The organism is Nocardia implantans, from assembly GCF_035544775.1.
Classification (GTDB): Bacteria; Actinomycetota; Actinomycetes; order Mycobacteriales; family Mycobacteriaceae; genus Nocardia; species Nocardia implantans.
On the sequence record NZ_JAYKYQ010000009.1, the window covers coordinates 149162 to 172061 of the forward strand.

Genomic DNA, 22900 nt, shown 5'->3' on the forward strand with positions numbered 1-22900 from the left:
GCGCAGAAGCCGTCGTCAGCCCGGGCGGCGGTGCAGGGCGAGCTGGATCTCCAGCAGCAGTCGGTCGGCGGGGTCGTCGAGGTCCATACCGAGGATGTCCTCGACCCGGCGCAGCCGGTAGCGCAGCGTGTTCGGATGCACGCACAGGGCCGCGGCGGCGGCGCGCACGTCGCCGTGTTCGCGCAGGTAGGTCTCGACGCTCTCGCGCAGGCTCGCGGCGTGCTTGCGGTCGTAGTCGAAGAGTGCGGTCAGCCGCGGATCGCGCAGCTGCGCCCGTGCTCCGACCAGATCGAGCACTTCGCCGAGAAGCACCGCGGTACGCGCCTCGGCGAGGGTGGTCACCCGGCTCGCGGGCGATCCGGCCGTGCGGTCCAGAACCCGATCGACCTCGGCGCGCGCGTCGGCCACCCGCCCCGGATCGGGTACAGGACAGGCGATCGCGGCCCGCAGCGACAGCGACCGCTTCGCTTCGAGTTGCTCGATCAGCTGCCGCGTCCAGGCGGTCACGGCCTGCGCCGATCGATAGCCGGGCAGCAGCACGTAGACACGGTCACCGATCGCGGCGGTCACCGAGTCGGCGCGAAAAGCACTGGCGCGCAATCGAAGAACGCCGCCCAGCACCGACCGCTCGAGGCCGGGGGCCTGCTCGCCCGTCGTGAGCGCAAAGCCGATCACCGCGGCAGGACCGGTCGGCGGCAGGTGCAGCGCGTTCGCCACCGCCGCGGCGTCGACCGCAGCCCCGCCCGCGCCGAACAGCCGACGGGCCAGCAGCGCTTCGGTGGTCGGCGCGTCCAGGTTGCGGGAGATCAGTCGTCCGGCGATGGCCGCTGCGCCGCGCAGGATCTCCGCCGCGTCCGGGTGGAACGGCCGATCGCCCTGCTGCAGCCAGATCGTGCCGAGCATGCGCGGGGCGCGCGCGTGCGCGTCCGCCGGCTCGCGGATGCCGATCACCAGCCTGCGCTTGATGTTCAGTTCGTCGTGCGCTGGCACGTCGACGACCTCGTCGGTGTCGCGCAGCCGATCGAACACGCCCCACTGCCGCAGCAGGGTCAGGTATTCCCGCGGCCCCTCCCGGCCCAGGATCGATCGCACCCGCAACTCGTCGGCGGTCTCGTCGGACGCCGAGTACGCGAGCACGTGCGACCCCGAATCCTCAATGGATACCATCGCGCCCGCGTTGTCCGCGATCATCTGCGCCAGCGCGAACAGGTCGATGTCCGCGGCGACCTCGTCCCCATCCCGGCCCACGTTTCCGTCCTTCGGCCAACTCGACAACGCACTTGCCTCATCTTTGTCCAATCGGCTCATTATTCGGGCAGTTTTCCGGTGTTGACTTCTCACTACCGAAAATTCATCTGCCATCTGGGAGGTCCCATGGATGCCGTCGTGTCCCCGCCCCCGCCGGTCAACGAACCCGTGGGCAGCTTCGCGCCGGGCACGCCGGAACGCGAGCGCCTGCGCGCGAAGCTGACCGAACTCGCCGCGACCCCGACGGAGGTCACCCACGTCATCGGCGGTGCGCACCGGCACGGCTCGGGCGAGCGCGTCACGGTGGTGCAGCCGCACCGGCACGCCGCCGTGCTGGGCACGCTCACCACGGCCGGACCGGGCGATGTCGACGACGCCATCGCCGCGGCGGCCGCGGCGGCCCCGGAGTGGCGCGCGCTGTCCTTCGCCGATCGCGCCGCGATCTTCCTGCGGGCCGCCGACCTGCTGGCCGGGCCGTGGCGCGAAACCATCGCCGCCGCAACGATGCTCGGCCAGTCCAAGACCGCCTACCAGGCCGAGATCGACACCCCGTGCGAACTGGTCGACTTCTGGCGGTTCAATGTGCACTTCGCTCGCCGGATCCTCGCGGATCAGCCGATCTCTGCGCCCGGGATGTGGAATCGGATGGACTACCGGCCGCTGGAGGGATTCGTCTACGCGATCACGCCGTTCAACTTCTCCGCCATCGCGGGCAACCTGCCCACCGCGCCCGCGCTGATGGGCAACACCGTGGTGTGGAAGCCGGCCGTCACCCAATCGGTGGCGGCGTACTGGACGATGGCGTTGCTCGAGGCGGCGGGCCTGCCGCCAGGGGTGATCAACATGGTGCACGGCGCGGGCCAGGAGGTGTCGGAGGTCGCGCTGGCCGACCACCGGCTCGCGGGCATCCATTTCACCGGATCGACCGCCACCTTCCGCCACCTGTGGCGCACCGTCGCGGCCAATCTCGACCGGTACGACTCCTACCCGCGCCTGGTCGGCGAGACCGGCGGCAAGGACTTCGTCGTCGCGCACAGTTCCGCCGATCCGGACGTGCTGAGCACGGCCCTGATCCGCGGCGCGTTCGACTACCAGGGCCAGAAGTGCTCGGCCGCCTCGCGCGCTTTCCTGCCGCGATCGCTGTGGGACCGGATGGGCCGCGAGTTCATCGACCGGGTGTCCGCGCTCAGCTACGGCGACGTGACCGACTTCGCCAACTTCGGTGGAGCCCTCATCGATCGGCGGGCTTTCGACAAAAACGCCGACGCCATCGCGCGCGCCAAAGCGACGCCGGGCCTGACCATCGCCACGGGCGGCCACGCCGACGACAGCGTCGGCTATTTCGTCGAGCCGACCGTCCTGCTCGGCGACGACCCGGCCGACGAGGCGTTCGGCACCGAGTACTTCGGCCCGATCCTGGCCGTGCACGTCTACGACGATTCGGTGCGCGGCGCGTTCGAGTCCGTGCTCGACCTGATCGACCGTGGTTCGCCCTACGGCTTGACCGGCTCGGTCATCGCCCGGGACCGCGCGGCGATCGCTACGGCCACCGAGCGCTTGCGCTTCGCGGCGGGCAACTTCTACATCAACGACAAACCCACCGGCGCGGTCGTCGGCCAGCAACCGTTCGGCGGGTCGCGCGCCTCCGGCACCAACGACAAGGCAGGCTCGGCACAGAACCTGCTGCGCTGGACCTCCGCTCGCACGATCAAGGAAACCTTCGTTCCCGCGACCGACCACCGCTACCCGCACCAGGAGTTGTGATGGCCTTCTCCGGACTGCTGCGGCCCGCCGTGCTGGCGGCCTGCCGTTCCCCGCGCATGGAGCGCGCGATCACCCGCATGCCGGCCACCAAGAAGCTGGTCGACCGTTTCATCGCGGGCGAGACCGAGAGCGACGCGGTCGCCGCGGCCTCCGCGCTGCTGGGCTCCGGCCGCTCGGTGACCATCGACTATCTCGGCGAGGACACCACCGACCTCGACCGCGCCCGCGGAACCGTCGCGCACTACCTGCGACTGCTGTCGGCGCTGGCCGAACTGCGCGCCGTGGACAACCCGCCGGTGCCGCGACTGGAAGTGTCGCTGAAACTCTCCGCGCTCGGGCAGTCGCTCCCCCAGAACGGGTACGCCATCGCCAGGGAGCACGCCTACGAGATCTGCACGGCGGCCAAGGCCGCCGGGGTCTGGGTGACCGTGGACGCCGAAGACCACACCACCACCGACGCGACGCTGGCGATCGTGCGCGAACTGCGGGTGGACTTCCCGTGGCTCGGCACGGTCCTGCAGGCCTATCTCAAACGCACCGAGGAGGACTGCCGCACCTTCGCGGGCCCGGGTTCGCGGATCCGCTTGTGCAAGGGCGCCTATCGCGAACCCGCCTCGGTGGCCTATCAGAGCCGCTCCGCGGTGGACGAGTCCTACCTGCGATGCCTGAGGGTGCTGATGGAGGGCAACGGGTACCCCATGATCGCCACGCACGACCCCGCGCTGATCGACGCGGCGCTGCGCCACGTGCGGGAAAGCGGCCGCAAATCCGGCGACTTCGAATTCCAGATGCTGCACGGCATCCGCGACACCGAACAGCGCCGCCTCGCCGGAGCGGGCCACACGCTGCGCGTCTACGTGCCCTACGGAGACCAGTGGTACGGCTACTTCATGCGCAGGCTGGCCGAGCGCCCGGCCAACATCGCGTTCTTTCTGCGCTCCCTCGGCCGCGACCGCTGAGGGGGACGGTGCGGTGGCGCGGTGCAACGCGGATGACGCGGGCAGGGTGGCGCAGCCGCAACGGGGATGACGCGCGCGGCACCGGCAGCAGCACCGATGGCGCGGCGCGACGCGGGGTGACGCGGGCGCAACGCGGGTAACGCGGCAGCGCTTGGAGCGATCAGCGGCCGGAGGAGGACTTGTGGTCGGTCGGCCGCCCACCCGAACCGAGTAACCAGGATTGGCGTGCTTTTCGCCGCCACGTGCGACGCCACGCGACCATACTGGCGGAACCTACGGTTTCGAGCGAAGCGAGACCGAGCATCCGCCGTTCGCGGCGAATTCAACACAGGAGTCGTATGTCGCTCGCGCAGTTACGAGCCCAGATGACCCGCCGCAAGCCGCTCGGCGAGGTCGAGGACGAAGCCGCCGCGGCCGACGAGCAGCTGTCGCGATCGCTGGGCCTGTGGCAGCTCACCGCGATCGGTGTCGGCGGCATCATCGGCGCGGGCATCTTCACGTTGGCCGGCGCGGTGGCGCACTCGGTCACCGGGCCTTCGGTGCTGATCTCGTTCCTCATCGCGGGCGTGGCCAGCGCCGCCGCCGCGCTGTGTTACGCCGAGTTCGCCGGGATGGTGCCCAAGGCCGGGTCCGCCTACACCTACGGATACGTGTCGCTCGGCGAGATCGCGGGCTGGTTCATCGGCTGGGATCTGCTGCTGGAGTACGTCGCGGTCGCGGCGGTGGTGGCCATCGGCGTCTCCGGCTACTTCAAATTCCTGCTGGAACAGGTCGATATCGCACTGCCGGATTGGATGCTCGGCGCGGCGGGCACCGGCGAAGGACACGTCGTCGACGTGTTCGCCGTGCTGTTCTGCCTCGGCACGGCCTGGCTGCTCTCGCGCGGCATCCGCAGCGTCGGACGGTTCGAGACCGTCGCCGTCGGCATCAAGGTCGCCCTCGTCGTGCTGATCATCGTGCTCGGCGTGTTCCACATCGACAGCGCCAACTACACCCCGTATTTCCCGTTCGGCACGGGCGCGGTGTGGACCGGCGCGGCCACCGTCTTCTTCGCCGTGTTCGGCTACGACGCGATGAGCACCGCCGCGGAGGAGTCCACCGAGGGCAAGAAGCATCTGCCGAAGGCGATCCTCTACTCGCTGGCCATCGCGATGGTCCTGTACGTGCTGGCCACCCTGGTGCTCACCGGCATGCAGAAATACACCGAGATCAGCCCGACCAGCGGGTTCTCCACCGCGTTCGAGTCGGTCGGGCAGCCTGGCGTCGCGAACGTCATCGCGATCGGGGCCATCATCGGCATCGTCACCGTGGTGCTCACCTTCATGCTCGGCGTCACCCGCGTGTGGTTCGCCATGAGCCGCGACGGGCTGCTGCCGGAGTGGTTCGCCAAGACCCATCCGGTCCGGAAGGTGCCGACCCGGGTGACCTGGATCGTCGGCATCGGATCGGCCCTGATGGCGGGGCTGCTGGACATCACCGTGGTGGCCGAGCTGACCAATATCGGCATCCTGATGGCGTTCATCGTGGTGTCGGTGGCCGTGATCGTGCTGCGGCGCACCCGCCCCGACGAGCCGCGCGAGTTCCGTCTGCCGTTCATGCCGGTGGTGCCGCTGATCGGCATCGGGTTCTCGGTGTACCTGATCTGGTCGCTGCCGTGGGAGACCTGGGCGCGTTTCGTGATCTGGCTGGTCGTCGGTCTGATCGTCTACTTCACCTACTCGCGCACCCATTCCAGGCTCGAGCGCGCCCGGCCCGCCGCTGCGGAAGGCTCAGCGGCTTCCTGATCCGTCGTCGGCCGGGTACCCCATTGCGGAACGGCCGCTCGAGTGCATACGGTCGAGAACGTCGGCATCGGCGACAGCCGCGTCGTCGCGCGGCTCGGAAGGAGCGGTGGCGGATGGATCTGCGGGAGGTCGTGTCGGCGGGTGTGCTCGAACAGCGCGAGTTGCTGGCTCAGGGCGCCCTCTCGGCGGAGCAACTGGTCGAGGCGACACTCGACGAAATCGACGCGGCGGCGGATCTCGGCGCCTTCACCCATGTCCTGCGCGAAGAGGCCAGGGCAGCGGCCGTCGAGCGGGACCGCGAGCGGGCGGCGGGCGAGGCGGTCGGCCCGCTGCACGGAATTCCGGTCGCGGTGAAGGACGAGTTCGATGTCGCCGGCGTGGTGACCACCTTCGGCACCAGGGCGAACGCCACGCCCGCCGTGGCGGACGCGGAGGTGGTGCGCAGACTGCGCGCGGCAGGGGCGATCATCGTCGGCAAGACCGCCATGCCGGAATTCGGGCAGTGGCCGTACACCGAATCCAGCACCTTCGGCGTGACCCGCAACCCGTGGGACCCGAGCCGCTCCGCGGGTGGATCGAGTGGCGGGTCCGCCGCCGCGGTGGCGGCCGGGCTGGTGCCGGTCGCGCTCGGCGGCGACGGCGGCGGGTCGATCCGGATCCCGGCGGCGTGCTGCGGATTGTTCGGTCTCAAACCGCAGCGCGGGCGCGTGCCGATCGCCCCGAACGAGCACCTGTGGTGGGCGCTGGGTGCCGCCGGGCCGCTGACTCGCGGCGTGCTGGACTCCGCCGTCGTCTACGACGTCATCCGCGGCAGCACTCCCACCGACCGCTTCCGCGCGCCGGAACCGGCGACCTCCTTCGAGGCGGCGGCACGCGAGCCGGCCCGGCCGTTGCGCATCGGCTACAGCACCAAACCGCACGCCCTGATGGTGAAACTCGATCCGCAGCACGTGCGCGCCATCCGCGACACCGCGAAACTGCTCACCGAACTGGGGCATACGGTGGCCGAGATCGATGTGCGCTACCCGGATTCCATGCACGCGTTCTTCCCACAGTTCTTCGGCGGGGTGCGCGCCGAACTGGCCGAAATAGATCATCCGGAACTACTCGAACGCCGCACCAAGCAGACGGTCGCGGTCGGCGCGTGGGCGCGCAGGCCGGTCGTCGAGTGGGCGATCCGGCGCGGAGCGGCGTTGACGCGGAAGATGGACCGCGTCTTCGCCGAATGCGATCTGCTGCTGACGCCCACCATCGCGATCCGCCCGCCGCTGCTCGGCGTGCTCGACGGCGCGAACACGGTACGCGCTCAGCTCGCATCGATCCCGATGGTCGCCTACACCGAGCTGTGGAACGTCACCGGCCACCCCGCAGCTTCGCTGCCCGCGGGCGTCGGCGACGACGGCCTCCCGTTGTCGGTGCAGCTGGTCGGCCCCACCAACGGCGAGACGGCCATTCTTCCGGTCGCCGCGCAGCTCGAGCAGGCGCGCCCGCATCCGCGACCGGCGGCCCTTTCGAACCGCTAGTCCGACCTGCACGACATCGCGCCGGAATCGGAAGCACCGGCTCCGGCGAAAAGCCTCGCGAGCGTGCCCGAATACGCGGCCCGGTTCGCGCTCGGCGTCGCGTCGCACCGTCCCGACTGGTACGCGCAGCCGCATGCCGCGTCCCGATCGGCGGTCCGTACCCGCGTCTTGGTCGGCCGTCCCCGCCGCATCATGATCGGTCCTCCGCGCCGCGTATTGATCGTTCTCTGTACTGAGCGGCCCGATGATTCGATTACGGCGCGGCCGGGGCTGATGTGGGGTCCTCGGCGGGTGCAGGCCGACAGCACCTGAATTTGCCGGCCCGGGTGCTTATTCGATGGTTTCGGCGGAGACGCCGGTCAGGTTTTCGGCTTCGGCCCACAGCCGTGCCGCAGTTGCTTTGTCTCGGCCCGGCCGCGGCAGTGAGAAACGTTTGGTGGGACCGACCAGAGCCCACGGGGCCCGTAGTGCGCACCTGCGAGAACCGACACCCACAAGGCCTGCTACTGCCTGATGTTGCTCTGGATCGGCGGTTGCGGTGTGTTCGCCACGGGCGCATGCCCGCAGTCGGACCACTGGACCACCAGGACACTACGAACAGGCCTCCGGTGGTCAGGGCTCGGCGGTCGCCGCCGAGGACGACATGGCCGTTTCCGTCGAAGACCTGCCAGCCCGAGGAGCCGGCCCTCGATATATCCACCGCGCACCCGGGCGTAAGATACAACTTGTGTCTAAGACGTATTCATCCGCTGAACAGGCCTATCGCGCCGTGAAGGAGCGCATCCTGTCCGGCGCGCTCGCGGGCGGAGAGCTGATCAGCGAGGGCGAGATCGCCGCCGACCTGGGCACCTCCCGCACGCCGGTGCGCGAGGCGTTCCTGCGGTTGGAGACCGAAGGGTGGATGAAGCTGTACCCGAAGCGCGGCGCTCTGGTGGTTCCGATCCCGCCCGACGAGGCCGAGCACGTCGCGCACGCGAGGTACGTGGTGGAGACGGCCGCGGTCCGCGGCGCCACCGCGAAAGACACCGGCATGCTGGTCGAAGCGTTGCGTTCCTCGATCCTGCGGCAGCGCGAACTGGCCGCCGCGGGCGATCTGGACGGCTTCGCGCTCGCCGACACCGACTTCCACCGCACCTACGTCCTGGCCGGCGGCAATCCGCTGCTGTCGGGCTTCTACGACTCGCTGCGGGAACGCCAGCGCCGGATGAACAGCGTCGCCCTGCGCCGCGGCCCGGTCGACATCACCCGGATCATCGAGCAGCACGCGCGACTGGCCGACCTGGTCGCGGCTTCCGACGTGGACGGGTTCGCCGCCGCGCTGGTCGAGCATCTTTCCGGCGTGCACCAACTGGAACTACGAGGCCGGTGATGGCGACACTCACCGTCACCGCGCCCCGAGACCTGGCCGTCCCGAGCCGATGGCGCGGCGTCGCCGCCGCGATGTTCGCGATCGCCTGGGGCGGCAACGAATTCACGCCGTTGCTGGTGATGTACAAGCACAACGGACTGGCGGCCACGACGGTCGACCTGCTGCTGTTCTATTACGTGCTCGGCATCGTGCCCGCGCTGCTGATCGGCGGCCCGCTGTCGGATCGCTACGGCCGCCGCGCCCTGCTGCGGCCTGCACCGCTCATCGCCGCGACCGGATCACTGCTGCTCGCGTTCGGGTCCGCGTCGGTGCCGCTGATGTCGATGGGACGGGTGCTGTGCGGCGTCGCGCTCGGGCTGGCGATGGCGGTCGGCGGCAGCTGGCTCAAAGAGCTGGCGCAACCTCCCCACGGCCCGCGGCTTGCCGCGGGCACGGGCGCGCGTCGCTCCGCGATGAGCCTCACCGCGGGCTTCGCCATCGGCGCTTGCTGCGCCGGTGTGCTCGCGCAGTGGGCGCCGTGGCCGAACACCTTGGCGTACCTGATCAACGTCGCGCTGTGCCTGGTCGCCGCCGTGTGGGTGCGGCGTGCGCCCGAAACCGTGCCCCGGCGACGGAATCCGGGCAGTCTCCGCGACGACCTGCGCATTCCCGCCGCAGGCCACCGCCGCTTCCGCGCGGTGGCGCTGCCTGCGGCGTTGTGGCTGTTCACCTCCGCCGCGGCGGCGTACGCGGTGCTGCCCGCGCTGATGGCGCCCCGGGTCGGCGCGGCGCCGATCGCCTTCTCCGCCATGATCTGCGTGATCACCCTCGGCTGCGGATTCGCCGTCCAGTCCGTCGCGCGCCGGATCGACCGGCCGGGCACCGCGCGGGCGGTCGCCGCCGCGCTGATCGCGGTCACGCTCGGGATGGCGCTGGCCGCGACGGCCTCCGGGCTGCTGACCCTGTGGGCGACGGTGGCTGCCGCCGTGGTGCTGGGCGCCGGATACGGCATCGGCTTGGTGGCCGGGCTGCAGGAGATCGAACGCATCGCCCGCCCGGACGATCTGGCCGGGCTGACCGCCGTGTTCTATTCGGCGAGCTACTTGGGATTCGGCGCCCCGGCCCTGCTTTCGTTCCTGCACGACACGTTCGGTCTCGGTTATCCGGCGATGTTCACCGCTGGCGCACTCGCCGCGGCCGGGTGCCTCGCTGCGGTGCTGCGCAACTATCGCGCCTGAACGGCAGCGGTCAGCCCTTCGGGGTCAGCAGTACGAGCGGGATCTCGCGCGTGGTCTTCGTCTGATAACCGGCGTAGACCGGCTGCGCGGCGGTGACCCGTGGCCACAGCGCCGCCCGCTCCTCGGCGGTGGCCACCCGCGCCGTCATCGGCAGCTTCGGGCCGTTGCGCACCGAGACGAGCACATCGGGGTTGTCGCGCAGATTCAGGAACCACGCCGGATGGACAGGGTCGCCGCCACGGGAGGCGACCACGACGTAGGTGTCGCCGTCGACGATCGGCGCCGTGAGCATCACCGCGTGCGGCCGACCCGATTTGCGGCCGGTGGTGGTGAGCTCGAGCGACGGCATGCCGGAGAAATCGTTGCCCAGCTTCCCGAAGCTGATCTTCAACAGCGCGCGATGCGCCGTATTCATGGCCTTCAGCGCGAAATTCGAGGGCATACGATCCTCACGATCGGCTCGACGGGTGGTTCGGCTCGACGACTCCCGCAGTGGGAGACCGTGAATCGGACTGTACCCGAAGCGGCGCGGCTCGCTCAGCGGGCGGACCATCCCGACCAGCGCGCGACATCGATGGCGATCACCGGGCCCGGCGGCGGCTGCCGCTCGTACTGGGAGTAGCGCACGGTCAAGTGGCGGATCGCCGCTTGCGCCTCGGCGCCTTCCGCGATGCGAGCCGTTCCGTCGGCACGGACCCACCACAGCTGCGTCCAGTCGTCGTCGTAGCGGTCCACGAGCACCGCGACGGCGGGGTTGGCCGCGATGTTGGCCAGCCTGCGCAACGCCGTGGTGATCTTCGGTTTCGCGTCCACGCTGGTGTAGACCACCTCCCCCGCCACGGCGAAGACGATGGGCACCACATGCGGGCGCAGTTGCGGCGAAACGGTTGCCAACCGCCCGACCGGACTGGTCGCGAATCGTTTGCGCGCTTCCTCGGAACGCAGCAGCAAATCCGCCTCCTCGAGATCGTTGTCCCCGCGAATCGGGGATCGAGTATGTTCCGCCCCCTATGCAACCGGACATTTGCCGTGAAATCGCGGCGATCGACTACTCCCACGCTACGGTCGAGGCAATGTGTGACCCGTCAACAGGCTAAGTCGCCAGAAGGTGGAGGCGGTCGTGGAAATCGATATCACTACCCGGCTGAACCTAGCGTTCGAGATGTGGGAGCGCGCGCACGGGCGCCCGCTCGCCGACGATACGGTCGAGACATGGGTGACCGCAGCCGGGTACGACCTGGAACCAGGTCACCTGACCAAAGTTCGGCGCGGACATCTCGCCACGCTTCCCGAACAGGCCCGCGCCGGGCTGGTCCACGTGTTCGGGCTCGACCCCAGCTATTTCGGCTTCGATCCCGGCCCCGACCGGGCCGACGACGCGGAAGTCATCGCGCACCTGGACAATTCGGCCCTGCGCCGCCTAGGGCAAGCCGTGAACGGCGTGTCGCTGCGCACCCTGCTGTATCTGGAGTCCGTCGCCGAAGTACTCCGCCAGGCCGACGGCCTGCCCCCGTGCGAGCAAACCGCGCAACTCTGATCGAACGACAGCGGCTCGGCTTCGGCCCCCGGGAAGCCCGGCGGGCCGGCCACTCCGCCCACGCGGCGCCACCGCCGCTCACGGACGCGAACACATGACGCGTCGATAATTCGAGATTCACATACCGCTTCGGTGATACGGCCGCACGTGAGCGCCCCCAGCACACCGATAGTGAATTACAGGCAAACGAGAATTCACTCATTTCGCGCTGAGCGCGCGGTCGCGCCACATTTTTCGGCCGTAGTCAGCGTAATCCGAGCATCGGCACGGCAGCGAAAAAATCCCCCGCGCCGCCTTCTCGTGAAATCCGCCCGAGTGGCGCCGCATCGCGCACGCCGCTATGCTCGGGCCGCGATATTTCGAAACTGCTTGTCGGTCTGCGTATTTGGGGTGCCGATGCACGCGGACGAGGGCAGTTGTGCCGTTTCCTGCGGCAAGCGCGAGTGCGGAAGTACGGAATTTGTCAGAGTTGTTGAATGCGTCGGCGAGCGGGCGCGGCGAGGGCGTCGTCGGACACCCGAAACCGCCGTACGCGATATTGTCGGCCTGCCTGATCGCGAGCGCCGCCATCGTGACGGCGGCGGTGTACTACGCGCCCGCCGAATTCCGGATCCCACTCGCGGCGGGCGCCACCGCCGCGGCCATCGCCCTGTGCGCCGCCACGACGGCGGCGGTCCACTTCCGACGGCAAGCGCGGCACGCCCAGCGGGACGCGGGGCAGGCCGTCCAGGACCGAGCGCGCGTCGCCGGCGGCGCGGAAGCCGAGATCGCCGCCGCGGCCGCGGCGGTCGCCGAATACGAGGCGCGCGCCAAGGACAGCGAGAGCGGTCGCGCCGCGGCCATGGCGGCTTTCGCGGGCGCGGCGGGCCGCATGCAGGCGATGACCACCAGCATGCTCGCCGAGCTGCGCGAGATGGAGCATCGCCACGGTGATCCCACCGTGCTCGCCGACCTGCTGCACCTGGATCACCGCACCGCCCAGGCGGGCAGGCTCGCCGACAGCATCGCTGTGCTCAGCGGCGCGCGATCGGGCCGCCGCTGGGCCAAACCCATTGCGATGGAATCGATTCTGCGTGGCGCGATGGGCCGCGTCGCGGGCTACCAACGGGTCCGGTTGCGCGCGATCGCCGACATCGCGGTCTCCGGTCACGCCGCGGAAGGCGTCATGCACGCGCTCGCGGAGCTGCTCGACAACGCCTGCAACTTCTCCCCGCCCACCACCGAGGTGCACGTGTACGCCGCCGAGGTGCCCGCGGGCGTGATCATCACCATCGAGGACAGCGGATTGGTGATGAGCGAGTCGGCGCTGCGCCGGGCCGAGGCGGCGGTCTCGGCCACCGGGCCGGACGCCCGCGGGGCCGGAGCCGACCTGTCCTCGCTGACCGGAACCAGACTCGGCCTGGCCGTCGTGGGCAACCTGGCGCGCAAGCACGGGCTCACCGTCTCGTTCCGGCCTTCCGCCATCGGCGGCACCGCCGTGGTCGTGGTGATCCCGCGCGACCTCACCACCCGCGCCGAGCGCCCTCACCCGTCCACCACCACCGGCACGCTGCCGGTCGCGCGAGAGCCCGCCCGCACCGCCGCGCCGGAGCACGCGTCCGCCGAGCCGCGGCCCGTGCGTCCGTCCACTGCGGACGACGCTCCCGCCGCCACCCGGACACTTCCCAAGCGGCGTCGAGGCAGCACGCTGGCCGCCGTGCACCCCGATGGCCTCGCCGCGCCGGAGCCCGCCGCACCGATCCCTCCCGCCGCACGACCGGACTCGCTCGGCGCGTTTCAGCGCGCGGTGACCGGCTCCGCGAGCGGCAGCGCCGCCGCCACTCCCCCCGTCCCTTCCGTCTCCGTGGAGCACGAACGATGACGACCTCCGAGACCGCCCAGCTGAGCTGGCTGTTGGAACAGCTGCTCACCCGCACGCCGCGCAGCAGGCATGCCCTGCTGCTGTCCAGCGACGGGCTGAAGATCTGTCACACACCCGAACTCACCGTGGACGGCGCCGACCAACTCGCCGCCATCGCGGCCGGTATCCAGAGCCTCTCGCACGGCGCGTCGGTGGAATTCGGCGACGGCCGGGCCGGGGTGCGCCAATCGATGACCGAGTTCTACGGTGGCATCCTGTTCATCGTCGAAGCCGGGCTGGGCGCGCACATCGCGGTCGTCGCCGCCGAGGACGCGGACGCCGGGCTGGTCGGCCACAACATGCGGGAGCTGGTGGAACAGCTCGGCGAACATCTGGCGGCCACGCCGCGCTTCCCTGGAGCGGGCGTGTCGTGAGCAGACCAGGCCGCGACGACGACCCCGATCGGCTGTACACGCTGACCGGCGGGCGGAGCAAACCGGACTCCGACACCTTCGATCTGGTCACTCTGGTGGTCAGCGAATGCGCGCCGGCGTCCGGCATGCAGTCCGAGCACGTCGCGATCCTCGAGCTGTGCCAGGCCCCTACCTCCGTCGTCGAAATCGCCGCCGAGCTCCGGATTCCGGTCGGCATCACGACCATCCTGCTGTCGGACCTGCTGCTCGCGGGCAAGATCACCGTTCGCCCGCCCCAAGCCGGTCCGCCCGGTTCGCCGTGGCACTGCCTGCCCGACACCACGACGCTCGAGAAGGTGCTCGTTGGACTTCGCAAACTCTGATCCGCGTCCCGCCCGCGCGGACGCGCCCCTGCACCCTGCGGCGACGCGGGGGCTGAAGATCGTGATCGTCGGGGGTTTCGGCGTCGGCAAGACGACGATGGTCCGCGCGGTCAGCGAGATCCGGCCGCTGGACACCGAGGCGATCATGACCGACGAGGGGCTCGGGATCGACGATCCCAGTGGCGCGCCCGGCAAATCGACCACGACCGTCGCCTTCGACTTCGGGCGCATCACCATCGATGACGAGCACGTGCTCTACCTGTTCGGCGCGCCGGGGCAGGAGCGGTTCCGGTTTCTCTGGGATCGGCTGTTCACCGGCGCGCTCGGCGCGATCGTGCTAGTCGACCCGGACCGGATCGCGGACTCCTGGTACGCGGTGGACCGGCTGGAACACCAGCGGACGCCGTTCGTCGTCGCCTGCAACGACTTCGGCGACGGCCACCGCCCCGACGCGGTCCGCGACGCGCTCGACCTGGATCCGCACGTGCCGGTGATCGACTGCGACGCCCGCTCGCGCGAGTCCGGCAAGGGCGTGCTGATCGCCCTGGTCGAACACCTCTATTCCCGCGCGCCGTCCCCGGCCGCCCTGCTCCCCACTCCGGAGGCCGCGTCATGACCACGCCCGCGCCGAGCTCCACCGACAGCTGCCCTGTCCACACCGCGCCGGTCACGTTGAGCGGTCCGCGTTTTCACACCGACCCGCATCAGCTCTATCACGAGATGCGCCGGGAGCACGGCGCGGTGGTCGCCGTGGAGTTGCCGGGCGGCGTTCCCGCGTGGCTGGTCATCGGCTACCGCGAACTGCATCAGGTGACCAGCGATCCCGAGTTGTTCCCCCGCGATGTGGGGCGGTGGAACCAGTGGCCGAACATCCCTCCGGACTGGCCCTTGCTGCCGATGGTCGGGCAGCCGATGCCGTCGATCTATTTCACCGCGGGCGCGGAGCACCGCAGGCACCTGGCGATGGTGGAACCCGCGCTGGAGAGGATCGACACCTTCGCATTGCGCCGTGCGTGCGAGGAGCTGGCCGACCGCCTGATCGACGCGTTCTGCGGGCGGGGGGAAGCGGAGCTGGTCGCCGATTTCGCCGAGCCGCTGCCGGTGCTGGCCCTGGCGCGCGTCCTCGGCTTCCCCGACGAGGACGGCCCGCGGCTGGCGTGGACGATGAAGACCCTCGCCGACGGCGGCGCCGACGCCCAGGCCGCGCATCAGCAGTTCGGCGAGCACATGGGGCGCCTGCTCGCGACCAAGAAGGTCGCGCGGGGCGCGGACCTGGTGTCCTGGATGCTGGCGCATCCCGGTCCGTTCACCGACGAGGAATACGTCCTGGATCTGATGGCGATCACCGCAGCCGGATATCTGCCCACGGCCGACTGGATCGGGAACTCGGTGCGGCTGATGCTCACCGACGACCGGTTCGCCGCCGCGCTCGGCGGCGGGCGCCACAGCGTGGGCCAGGCGATGAACGAAGTGCTGTGGGAGGACACGCCGACCCAGATCCTCGCCGGGCGATGGGCCGCGCGGGACACCCGGCTCGGTGACAAGGTCATCCGGGCCGGAGACATGCTGCTACTCGGCCTGGCCGCGGCCAACGCCGATCCCCATGTGCGACAGCATGTCTCCGACGGCGCGGACCCCGCGCACACCGGCAACAGCGCGCACTTCGCGTTCAGCTACGGCGAATACCGCTGCCCGTTTCCCGCGCAGGAGATCGCCGAGGTCATCGCGCGCACCGGCATCGAGGTCCTGCTCGACCGGCTGCCCGACCTCGATCTGGCGGTGCCGGCCCAGAACCTGGTCCGGCGGCCGTCGGCCTTCCTGCGCGGCATGACGTCCCTGCCCGTCCGCTTCACACCCGTTCGCGCCGTCGGAGGTACCCCGTGACCAGAGAATGCCCGCACGCAGCAGCCCTTGTCATCGATCCGATGGTCGGTGACCTCGCCGGAGAGACCAGCAGGCTGCGCGCCGCAGGCCCGCTCACCCGGATCGAGCTGCTCGGCGTGCCCGCCTGGACCGTCACCCACCACGCGCTGGCCAGGCAGCTGCTCGTGGACACCAGGCTGGTCAAGAACATCGACGCGTGGGCGCTGTGGCGGTCCGGCGCGGTGACCAGGCAGTGGCCGCTGATCGGCATGATCGACGCGGGCCGCTCCATGTTCACCGTCGACGGTCCCGAGCACCGCAGGCTGCGGATCAAGACCACCCAGGCGCTGACCAAGCGCAGGCTCGACGCGCTGCGTCCGGCGATCGAGCGCATGACCGCCGAACTGCTCGACGACCTCGCCGCGGCCGGGCGCGACGGGGCGGCGGTCGACCTCAAGTCGGTGTTCGCCTATCCGCTGCCGATGCGGGTCATCAGTGAGCTCATGGGCGTGGACCGTGCCGACCACCCGATGCTGCTCGACTGGTACAAGGCGTTCTTCTCACTGCTGACACCGCAGGACGAGCGATTGCGGGTGATCGACGAGCTGGACGTGTACTTCACCGACCTGGTGCGCAAGAAGACCGCTGACCCGACCGACGACTTGACCAGCGCCTTCATCGTCGGCGGCGACGACATCGAGCCGCTGACCGAAGAGGAAGTGGTCGGCAACCTGAAGGCGCTGGTGGCCGCCGGGCACGAAACCACGATCGGTCTCATCCTCAACGCCGTGCGCGCCCTGCTCCAGCGGCCGCAGCAGTTGCACGCCGTCCGCGCCGGGGACCGCACCTGGGCGGACGCGGTGGAGGAGACCCTGCGCTGGGACAGCCCGGTGACCCATCTGCTGATGCGTTTCGCCACCGAGGACATCGCCGTCGGCGACACCGTCATCGAGAAAGGCGAAGGCGTGGTCATGTCCTACCGCGCGATCGGCCGGGATCTCGCCGTGCACGGTGAGGACGCCGACGACTTCGACGTCTCCCGCCCGACGGCCAACCGGCACTTGGCTTTCGGCTACGGCCCGCACATCTGCCCCGGCGCGGCGCTGGCCCGGCTGGAAGCGGGCATCGCGCTGCCCGCCTTGTTCGCCCGCTTCCCCGGCCTGCGCTTCGCCGTGCCGGTCGAACAGATCCGCAACCTGCCGGTGCTCACCCAGAACGATCTCGAGGCGTTCCCGGTGTATCTGGGGAACTGATCCGGCGCATCGGTTGTTACCGTGCCCATGGCCAGTGATTCCCCGGCGCCGCACCGGCGCGCGCAGCTGCGCGACTTCCTCCGCACCCGCAGAGCCCGGCTCACACCGCGAGACGTCGGCCTGCCGACCGTGGGCAAACGGCGGACACCCGGCCTGCGGCGGGAGGAGGTCGCGCTGCTCGCCGGAGTCGGCGTCTCCTGGTACACCTGGCTGGAGCAGGGACGCGACATCACGGTGTCGGCGGAGGTGCTGGACGCGGTCGGCGCGGCGCTGCGCCTGTCCGGCCCGGAACGACGGCATCTGTATCTGCTCGCCGGTCTCAACCCGCCGCCCCTGGGCCCCGGCCGTGACGCCGAGGTCACCCCGCAGTTGCGCCGACTGCTCGACGCGTGGGGAGCGCGGCCCGCCGTGCTGCGTGACCGTTACTGGAATCTGCTCGCGGTCAACGACATGGCGCGCACCGTCTTCGGATTCACCGCCGCCGACCACAACTGCCTGGTCTCCTTCTTCCGCAACCCCCGGTATCGCGGTATGCACGTGGCGTGGGCCGCGATCGCGCCCGCCGTCGTGGCCGCCTTCCGCGCCGACGCCGCCTACGCTCCCGACGATCCCGAATTCGGCCGGGTGGTCGGCGAACTCAGTGCCGCCAGCCCCGAATTCGCCGGCTTGTGGGCCCGCCACGACGTGGACGCCGCCGTCCAAGCCGTGAAGGCGGTACGCCATCCCGACGCCGGCGACCTGGTGTTCGACACGACCACCCTCGCGGTGGCCGGCCACCCCGGCTGGTTCCTGGTGCTCTACAACCCGCAGCCGGAAAGCGCGGAGCGGGTGGAGGACCTGATGCGCGTCGCGCTCACCGCCCCGGCGTGACCGCAGCCTGGTGGCGCCAGACCTAGGTCGACTGGACACTGTTCGCCCGCGCCGACCTTCGGCACGCTGACTCTCATGACGCACAACAACTCCCGATTCGACGGCAAGGTCGCACTCGTCACCGGCGGCTCCAGCGGCATGGGGCTGGCCACCGCGCGACGGCTGCTCGCCGAAGGCGCACAGGTGGTCATCACCGGCCGGGACAGGGCCCGGCTGGACGCCGCGGTCGACGCGCTGCACGGAGGGGAACGGGTGCTCGCGATCCAGGCCGACGCGGCGCGCCTCGCCGATCTCGACGCGCTCACCGCCGCCGTCCGCGACCGGCACGGCCGATTGGACGTCGTGTTCGCCAACGCGGGCGTCGCGTCCTTCCAGCCGAACGCCGAGATCACCGAGGACGAGTTCGCGCGCGTCGTGGACATCAACTTCAAGGGTGTGTTCTTCACCGTCCAGAAGGCGCTGCCGCTGCTGTCCGAGCACGCGGCGATCGTCATCAACGCGTCGTGGACCCTGCACCGCGGCCTGCCCGGCGCGTCGCTGTACGCGGCCACCAAGGCGGCCGTGCACAACCTGGCGCGCAGCCTCGCCGCGGAATTGGGGCCCAAGGGGATCCGGGTGAACTCGGTGAGCCCCGGTTATATCGAGACTCCGATGTTCCACGACAACGTCAGCCCCGACGCGCACACCGCCGTGCTCGCCGAAGTGGCCAGCCGCCGGCTCGGCACCGCCGAGGACGTGGCCGACGCCGTGGCGTTCCTCGCGTCCGCCGAGGCGTCCTACGTCAACGGGCAGGACCTGATCATCGACGGCGGTTTGGTCGCGGCCATTTCCCGGGAGATGATCTGACCGGCGCGTACCGCGTCATGCGCGGGAACCCGTTTCCCCGCGCACGGATTCGATGATCGCTTCGCCGATGGGCCGCCAACGCACACCGAGTTCGGCCAGTGTGCGGGAGTCGTCGGTCGGTGTGGCGGTGGTCAGCAACCAGGCGGCCTCGTAGCTGAGGCCCGCGCTGATCGGGAGGAAGCGGGCGGCGGCGTCGGTGAGCCGTCCGAGTCCGAGCAGCGCGGCCTTCGGCACCGGGATCCGGCGGATGCGTTGTCCGGCAGCGCTTTCCAAGATGTCCACGATTTCGTCGAACGCCACCAGGTGACCGCCGCACAAATAGCGCCTCGGGCCGAGACCGGGGCGCATGACGGCGGCGTGCACGGCGGCCACGTCCCGGACGTCGATCATCTGCATCCCGCCCCGGATTCGCGGAGCGACGCGGGCCCGCAGTATGGCGCCCCAGCCGTCGGAGGTGATGCCTGCCTGCGTCCCGAGACCGGGCCCGACGACACTGGACGGATAGGTGATCACGACCGGGGCACCGGTGGCCTGCAACGCACGCGCGATCCGGTCGGCGGCGGACTTGGTGCGGCCGTAGGCGCTGCGCCCCGGCGCGGTCGGGCTGTCCGGCGTGATGACCGGATCGGGGCTGGGAAACAGCGCGCTGTAGCTGGCGACGTGCACGATCGGGTCGAGTCCGAGCGCCGTCGCGCGGGCGAGCACGGTCGCCGTGGCGTCCGCGTTGACCTCCCACATCAACTGCTCGCGGCGGTTGTCGGTGCCGACGACGCCCGCCGCGTGCAGGACGGCGTCGCATCCGACGAGCAACTTCTCCACCGTCCGCGGGTCCCTGATGTCGCCCGGCAGCACCGACAGCGCCTCGGGCGTGGCGTCGAACATGCCGACGACCTCCGCGACGGACTCGCTCGGATGAACGAGCAGGACGACCTGATGCCCGTCCCGCAACAGCGCGGAGACGGTGTGCGCGCCGAGATAGCCGGTGCCGCCGGTGACCGCGATTCGCATACCGGCTATCCCTCGTCGCGTCCGGTCGTCGGCGTCCAGGCGCTCGCCGCCGTGCCGGTCTCAGCCGGTATGTGTCCACCCATTTCGATCCTTCGTCAGCATGGTTCCGCCGTCCGATCCACCGCCCATGCCCGCCGCACACGCGAGAATGGCCGCACATCGGAAGCATCGGCACAAATTCGATGCCAGTGGCATCGTAATGGAAGTCAGGGAGCGGCATGGGCGAAACGGCGCAGGACCCGCCTGCGGCGAGCAGGAGCGCGGGCAGGCCCAGGGACGAGTCGGTCGAACAGCGGGTGCTGGCGACCGTCCGGGAGATGCTGGTCGAAGTGGGGTGGGACGAGTTGAGCGTGCGGGCGGTGGCCGCGCGCGCCGGCGTCGGCCGGGCGTCGATCGCTCGCCGCTGGCAATCGAAGGCCGAATTGGTGCTGCACGCCGTGCTGGGTGAGACACCGGATCTGGGCCCGTTCGAGGGCGCCGACCAGCAGGGGTGGATCGAGTGGGTGCTGCGCGGCAGCCGGGAACTGTTCGCCCGCGACGACGTTCGCGCCGCCGTCCCGGGGCTGTTGACCGCACTCGACCGCGATCGGCAATTGCGCGACCGGCTGTGGGCGGGATTCAGCACCCCGGCCGCCGCGCTGTTCGCCGCGGGCGACACCGAATCGCGTGCGCGGTCCGAGCTGGACGCCAGGGCCGTCATCGCGCTGGCGGCCGGTGCGGCGCTGTTCCTGGAATTCGTCGCCGACGGCGACGACACCGCGCAGATCCACCGGCGCATCGGCGAACTGCTGCACCGCGCCGTGCCGGAGCGCTGAGCCGCCCGATTCCGGTTGGCGTCGGGTTCGCGCCGCTCAGTACAGTGGGCCGGTGATTCGCACCGCCGCGCTGGCCCACGTCCGGGATCGCCGCCTGCTGCAGGCGCGCTCGGTGGGCAAGGACGTCTTCTACATGGCAGGCGGCAAGATCGACCCCGGCGAGACACCCGAAGCGGCGCTGCACCGCGAGGTGCGCGAAGAACTCGGCGTCGGCGTCGTCGCCTACGACGAACTCGGGGTGTTCCAGGCGGAGGCGTACGGGCACTCCCCCGGCACCCGGTTGCACATGACCTGCTTCACCGCGGAACTCGACGGCGAGCCGCGTCCCACCAGCGAGATCGCCGAGTTGCGCTACTTCACGGTGAGCGAGTACGCCGCCATGGATCACGTGGCCCCCGGCTCGATGATGGTCTTCCGCCGACTGCACGAACTCGGCGCGGTCGACTGGTAGGCGGCGTGCGAGCCCGCCGTTGCGCGCCGGCCCACCTGCTCGGTGATTTCCGGACCGAGCGCGGTTGCCGCTTGTTCCGGCTCTTCGGCTTTCGAGTGGATTCCCCGGCGTGCGCTAAGGTGCGAACCCGTGTCCAAGCTGAAGCGGCGAGTAGTCGAAGCTGCGGAAGCGTCGCTCGTGCAACGCAAGTACGTGTCGGCGGTCGATGTGTTCACCGTGCTGGGCTGGGTGCGGTCCGGTCAGGTCGATCGCTGGCGGCAAGGGCAGGTGCGGTCGCTGGAGCAGCTCACGGCAGTCGATGGGCGGCGGTTACGGGAGGCGGCGGACCTACTGGGCGAGTGGGCCCGCGAACACGGGCTCAGCGCGAGCACCGCGGCGTATCTGTCGGGTGGGCGCGATCGCGAGGCGCTGCGTTTCGTCGACCACGGCGAAGACGAGGTGTTCCGAGTGCACTGGCTCTCGGCGGACCTCAGCCCGGCGCGGCGCGAACAGGTCGTCCAACGCCAGAACCGCGCCCCTGATCTCACCGTGATCGAGGCCGCGGAGTCGTGGACGTGCGCCGAATGCGCCGAGACCGGCCCGTATCTGATCACCTCCGCGGCCGGTCCTCTATGTCTTACCTGCTCGGACCTCGACCATCTGGAGTTCCTGCCCGCCGGGAACGCGGCGCTGAGCCGGCGAGCCAAGAAGAAGAGCACCCTCGCCGCCGTGGTGGTCCGCTTCAACCGGCGGCGCAAGCGCTACGAGCGGCTGGGCATCCTCGTGGAAGAGGCCGCCCTCGCCCGCGCGGAACAGCAATGCCTCGCCGACGAAGAGGCCCGCGCGCGCCGCCGCGATCGCGACCGCGTCCGCCGCGCCGTGGAGGACGACGAATACCGCGCCCGCATGTCCGCCGAGATCCGGCGGCTGTTCCCCGGCTGCCCCGCCGACCGTGCCGCCGAGATCGCCGAACACGCCGCCGCCCGGGGCAGCGGCCGCGTAGGCCGCACCGCCGCCGCCAAACTCCTGTCCCCCGAAGCCCTCACCCTGGCCGTCATAGCCTCCATCCGCCACCGCGACACCGATTACGACAACCTGCTCATGACCGGCGTCCCTCGCCCGGAGGCCAGAACCCGTATCCGGCCCACCGTCGACCGCGTCCTCGACAGCTGGCGCGACGGAAGACGTTGCAATATCGTTGCCGTTCCCGAGTCGCCGTGATCAGGTCATCCTTCGGCCCCGTCTCCCGCCGCCGCGGGCGAGCGGCGGGCGTGCTCGGCCACCCAGACGCCCACGCCGATCGCTCCGGCGACCGGCCACGACACCAATCCGGTGACCGCCGCCGCGCCGAGCCCGCCGAAATAGAGCAACGACTCACGGTCCGGCACCCGGTCGCGCACCGCCGTGGTGGCCGAGGAGACTCCGGTGGCCACGGTGCGCGGCCCTGGTAGCAGCGGCACTCGCGCCATCCGCATCCCGAGCGTCGGGATCGGGACGCGCAACCCGCCGCGCTCGGTGGTCGCGGCGTCGGAGCCGGCCGGCGATCCGGTCTCGGTGGACGGCGCGGAACGTGCCGTCTCCGGTGCTTCGGAACCGGACTGGCGGACCTTCTCGGTGGCTGTCTTGGACATGACCGCTCCTTCCTCGCCCTGCGCCTCGTCGCTGTGTATGTGATCCAGCCAAGCCGTGCTCGCCCCGCACCGCAACCCCTGGTAGGCATGCTTTTCATCGCGAAGTGACAAACGAACGGGTCCGGCGCGGGTGTGCGGGCTCCGCCG

At 70.4% G+C, this 22900-nt stretch carries 23 protein-coding genes; 18 read left to right on the top strand and 5 right to left on the bottom strand.

All coding sequences use genetic code 11. The features are described 5' to 3' along the window. Nucleotides 1-15: 15 nt before the first annotated feature. Nucleotides 16-1362: a PucR family transcriptional regulator gene (locus U3653_RS21750; RefSeq protein ID WP_195081645.1), complete on the bottom strand. Its 1347-nt coding sequence runs from the start codon at nucleotides 1360-1362 to the stop codon at nucleotides 16-18. A gap of 12 nt (nucleotides 1363-1374) precedes the next feature. Between U3653_RS21750 and pruA the strand changes: the two genes are divergently transcribed. The 6 genes from pruA (at nucleotide 1375) to U3653_RS21780 (ending at nucleotide 9864) form a co-directional block, all read left to right on the top strand. Next, nucleotides 1375-3012, top strand: a complete 1638-nt coding sequence (gene pruA, locus U3653_RS21755; protein ID WP_195081644.1) for an L-glutamate gamma-semialdehyde dehydrogenase — start codon at nucleotides 1375-1377, stop codon at nucleotides 3010-3012. Further along, complete coding sequence (locus U3653_RS21760; RefSeq protein ID WP_195081643.1) at nucleotides 3012-3971, top strand: proline dehydrogenase family protein; 960 nt, start codon at nucleotides 3012-3014, stop codon at nucleotides 3969-3971. Before pruA ends, U3653_RS21760 begins: the two co-directional genes overlap by 1 nt. Before the next feature lie 338 nt (nucleotides 3972-4309). Next, complete coding sequence (locus U3653_RS21765; protein WP_195081642.1) at nucleotides 4310-5755, top strand: amino acid permease; 1446 nt, start codon at nucleotides 4310-4312, stop codon at nucleotides 5753-5755. 113 nt (nucleotides 5756-5868) lie between these two features. Next, entirely contained in the window at nucleotides 5869-7278 is a 1410-nt protein-coding gene (locus U3653_RS21770) for an amidase (RefSeq protein WP_195081641.1), read from the top strand. 727 nt (nucleotides 7279-8005) lie between these two features. Next, nucleotides 8006-8647 carry a GntR family transcriptional regulator gene (locus U3653_RS21775; protein WP_195081640.1) on the top strand — a complete coding sequence of 214 codons (642 nt, stop codon included), beginning with the start codon at nucleotides 8006-8008 and terminating at the stop codon, nucleotides 8645-8647. After that, complete coding sequence (locus tag U3653_RS21780) at nucleotides 8647-9864, top strand: MFS transporter (protein WP_195081639.1); 1218 nt, start codon at nucleotides 8647-8649, stop codon at nucleotides 9862-9864. The genes U3653_RS21775 and U3653_RS21780 overlap by 1 nt, the downstream gene beginning before the upstream one ends. Before the next feature lie 10 nt (nucleotides 9865-9874). Here U3653_RS21780 and U3653_RS21785 read toward each other — a convergent pair whose 3' ends face one another. Beyond that, nucleotides 9875-10306: a nitroreductase family deazaflavin-dependent oxidoreductase gene (locus U3653_RS21785; RefSeq protein WP_195081638.1), complete on the bottom strand. Its 432-nt coding sequence runs from the start codon at nucleotides 10304-10306 to the stop codon at nucleotides 9875-9877. Between the two features lie 95 nt (nucleotides 10307-10401). Continuing rightward, the gene (locus U3653_RS21790) at nucleotides 10402-10809 is read right to left on the bottom strand and encodes a TIGR03668 family PPOX class F420-dependent oxidoreductase (protein ID WP_195081795.1); all 408 of its coding nucleotides are present in this window, start codon (nucleotides 10807-10809) and stop codon (nucleotides 10402-10404) included. A gap of 175 nt (nucleotides 10810-10984) precedes the next feature. Here U3653_RS21790 and U3653_RS21795 point away from each other — a divergent pair, with 175 nt between their 5' ends. The 9 genes from U3653_RS21795 to U3653_RS21835 all read left to right on the top strand — a co-directional run bounded on the left by U3653_RS21795 (nucleotide 10985) and on the right by U3653_RS21835 (nucleotide 18869). Then, nucleotides 10985-11401 (top strand): hypothetical protein, encoded by a 417-nt coding sequence (locus U3653_RS21795; RefSeq protein WP_195081637.1) that lies wholly within the window; start codon nucleotides 10985-10987, stop codon nucleotides 11399-11401. 460 nt (nucleotides 11402-11861) lie between these two features. Beyond that, the gene (locus tag U3653_RS21800; RefSeq protein WP_323124313.1) at nucleotides 11862-13262 is read left to right on the top strand and encodes a sensor histidine kinase; all 1401 of its coding nucleotides are present in this window, start codon (nucleotides 11862-11864) and stop codon (nucleotides 13260-13262) included. Next, nucleotides 13259-13675, top strand: coding sequence for a roadblock/LC7 domain-containing protein (locus tag U3653_RS21805; RefSeq protein WP_195081635.1), 417 nt, complete (start codon nucleotides 13259-13261; stop codon nucleotides 13673-13675). Before U3653_RS21800 ends, U3653_RS21805 begins: the two co-directional genes overlap by 4 nt. Next, complete coding sequence (locus U3653_RS21810) at nucleotides 13672-14037, top strand: DUF742 domain-containing protein (RefSeq protein ID WP_195081634.1); 366 nt, start codon at nucleotides 13672-13674, stop codon at nucleotides 14035-14037. The genes U3653_RS21805 and U3653_RS21810 overlap by 4 nt, the downstream gene beginning before the upstream one ends. Continuing rightward, nucleotides 14018-14653, top strand: coding sequence for a GTP-binding protein (locus tag U3653_RS21815; protein WP_195081633.1), 636 nt, complete (start codon nucleotides 14018-14020; stop codon nucleotides 14651-14653). Before U3653_RS21810 ends, U3653_RS21815 begins: the two co-directional genes overlap by 20 nt. After that, nucleotides 14650-15921, top strand: coding sequence for a cytochrome P450 (locus tag U3653_RS21820; RefSeq protein ID WP_195081632.1), 1272 nt, complete (start codon nucleotides 14650-14652; stop codon nucleotides 15919-15921). Before U3653_RS21815 ends, U3653_RS21820 begins: the two co-directional genes overlap by 4 nt. Next, nucleotides 15918-17153: a cytochrome P450 family protein gene (locus U3653_RS21825; protein ID WP_323124312.1), complete on the top strand. Its 1236-nt coding sequence runs from the start codon at nucleotides 15918-15920 to the stop codon at nucleotides 17151-17153. Before U3653_RS21820 ends, U3653_RS21825 begins: the two co-directional genes overlap by 4 nt. Before the next feature lie 27 nt (nucleotides 17154-17180). Next, nucleotides 17181-18023, top strand: a complete 843-nt coding sequence (locus tag U3653_RS21830) for a helix-turn-helix transcriptional regulator (RefSeq protein ID WP_195081631.1) — start codon at nucleotides 17181-17183, stop codon at nucleotides 18021-18023. A gap of 75 nt (nucleotides 18024-18098) precedes the next feature. Then, a complete protein-coding gene (locus U3653_RS21835; protein ID WP_195081630.1) occupies nucleotides 18099-18869 on the top strand; it encodes an SDR family NAD(P)-dependent oxidoreductase in 771 nt (256 codons plus the stop codon). Nucleotides 18870-18884: 15 nt separating this feature from the next. Here U3653_RS21835 and U3653_RS21840 read toward each other — a convergent pair whose 3' ends face one another. Next, a complete protein-coding gene (locus U3653_RS21840; protein ID WP_195081629.1) occupies nucleotides 18885-19877 on the bottom strand; it encodes an NAD-dependent epimerase/dehydratase family protein in 993 nt (330 codons plus the stop codon). Between the two features lie 218 nt (nucleotides 19878-20095). Here U3653_RS21840 and U3653_RS21845 point away from each other — a divergent pair, with 218 nt between their 5' ends. The 3 genes from U3653_RS21845 (at nucleotide 20096) to U3653_RS21855 (ending at nucleotide 22343) form a co-directional block, all read left to right on the top strand. Next, a complete protein-coding gene (locus U3653_RS21845; RefSeq protein ID WP_195081628.1) occupies nucleotides 20096-20692 on the top strand; it encodes a TetR/AcrR family transcriptional regulator in 597 nt (198 codons plus the stop codon). A gap of 52 nt (nucleotides 20693-20744) precedes the next feature. After that, nucleotides 20745-21143 (top strand): NUDIX hydrolase, encoded by a 399-nt coding sequence (locus tag U3653_RS21850; protein WP_195081627.1) that lies wholly within the window; start codon nucleotides 20745-20747, stop codon nucleotides 21141-21143. Between the two features lie 129 nt (nucleotides 21144-21272). Then, complete coding sequence (locus U3653_RS21855) at nucleotides 21273-22343, top strand: DUF2293 domain-containing protein (protein WP_195081626.1); 1071 nt, start codon at nucleotides 21273-21275, stop codon at nucleotides 22341-22343. Between the two features lie 5 nt (nucleotides 22344-22348). Here the strand turns inward: U3653_RS21855 and U3653_RS21860 are convergent, their stop codons facing one another. Then, nucleotides 22349-22753, bottom strand: coding sequence for a hypothetical protein (locus U3653_RS21860; RefSeq protein WP_195081625.1), 405 nt, complete (start codon nucleotides 22751-22753; stop codon nucleotides 22349-22351). Nucleotides 22754-22900 lie beyond the last annotated feature (147 nt).

Coding starts and splice junctions, on each gene's coding strand:
- U3653_RS21770 (WP_195081641.1), top strand. CDS start 5,869: ATGGATCTGCGGGAGGTCGTGTCGGCGGGTGTGCTCGAACAGCGCGAG.
- U3653_RS21765 (WP_195081642.1), top strand. CDS start 4,310: ATGTCGCTCGCGCAGTTACGAGCCCAGATGACCCGCCGCAAGCCGCTC.
- U3653_RS21830 (WP_195081631.1), top strand. CDS start 17,181: ATGGCCAGTGATTCCCCGGCGCCGCACCGGCGCGCGCAGCTGCGCGAC.
- U3653_RS21840 (WP_195081629.1), bottom strand. CDS start 19,877: ATGCGAATCGCGGTCACCGGCGGCACCGGCTATCTCGGCGCGCACACC.
- U3653_RS21780 (WP_195081639.1), top strand. CDS start 8,647: ATGGCGACACTCACCGTCACCGCGCCCCGAGACCTGGCCGTCCCGAGC.
- U3653_RS21760 (WP_195081643.1), top strand. CDS start 3,012: ATGGCCTTCTCCGGACTGCTGCGGCCCGCCGTGCTGGCGGCCTGCCGT.
- U3653_RS21860 (WP_195081625.1), bottom strand. CDS start 22,753: ATGTCCAAGACAGCCACCGAGAAGGTCCGCCAGTCCGGTTCCGAAGCA.
- U3653_RS21785 (WP_195081638.1), bottom strand. CDS start 10,306: ATGCCCTCGAATTTCGCGCTGAAGGCCATGAATACGGCGCATCGCGCG.
- U3653_RS21805 (WP_195081635.1), top strand. CDS start 13,259: ATGACGACCTCCGAGACCGCCCAGCTGAGCTGGCTGTTGGAACAGCTG.
- U3653_RS21835 (WP_195081630.1), top strand. CDS start 18,099: ATGACGCACAACAACTCCCGATTCGACGGCAAGGTCGCACTCGTCACC.
- U3653_RS21845 (WP_195081628.1), top strand. CDS start 20,096: ATGGGCGAAACGGCGCAGGACCCGCCTGCGGCGAGCAGGAGCGCGGGC.
- pruA (WP_195081644.1), top strand. CDS start 1,375: ATGGATGCCGTCGTGTCCCCGCCCCCGCCGGTCAACGAACCCGTGGGC.
- U3653_RS21750 (WP_195081645.1), bottom strand. CDS start 1,362: ATGGCAGATGAATTTTCGGTAGTGAGAAGTCAACACCGGAAAACTGCC.
- U3653_RS21820 (WP_195081632.1), top strand. CDS start 14,650: ATGACCACGCCCGCGCCGAGCTCCACCGACAGCTGCCCTGTCCACACC.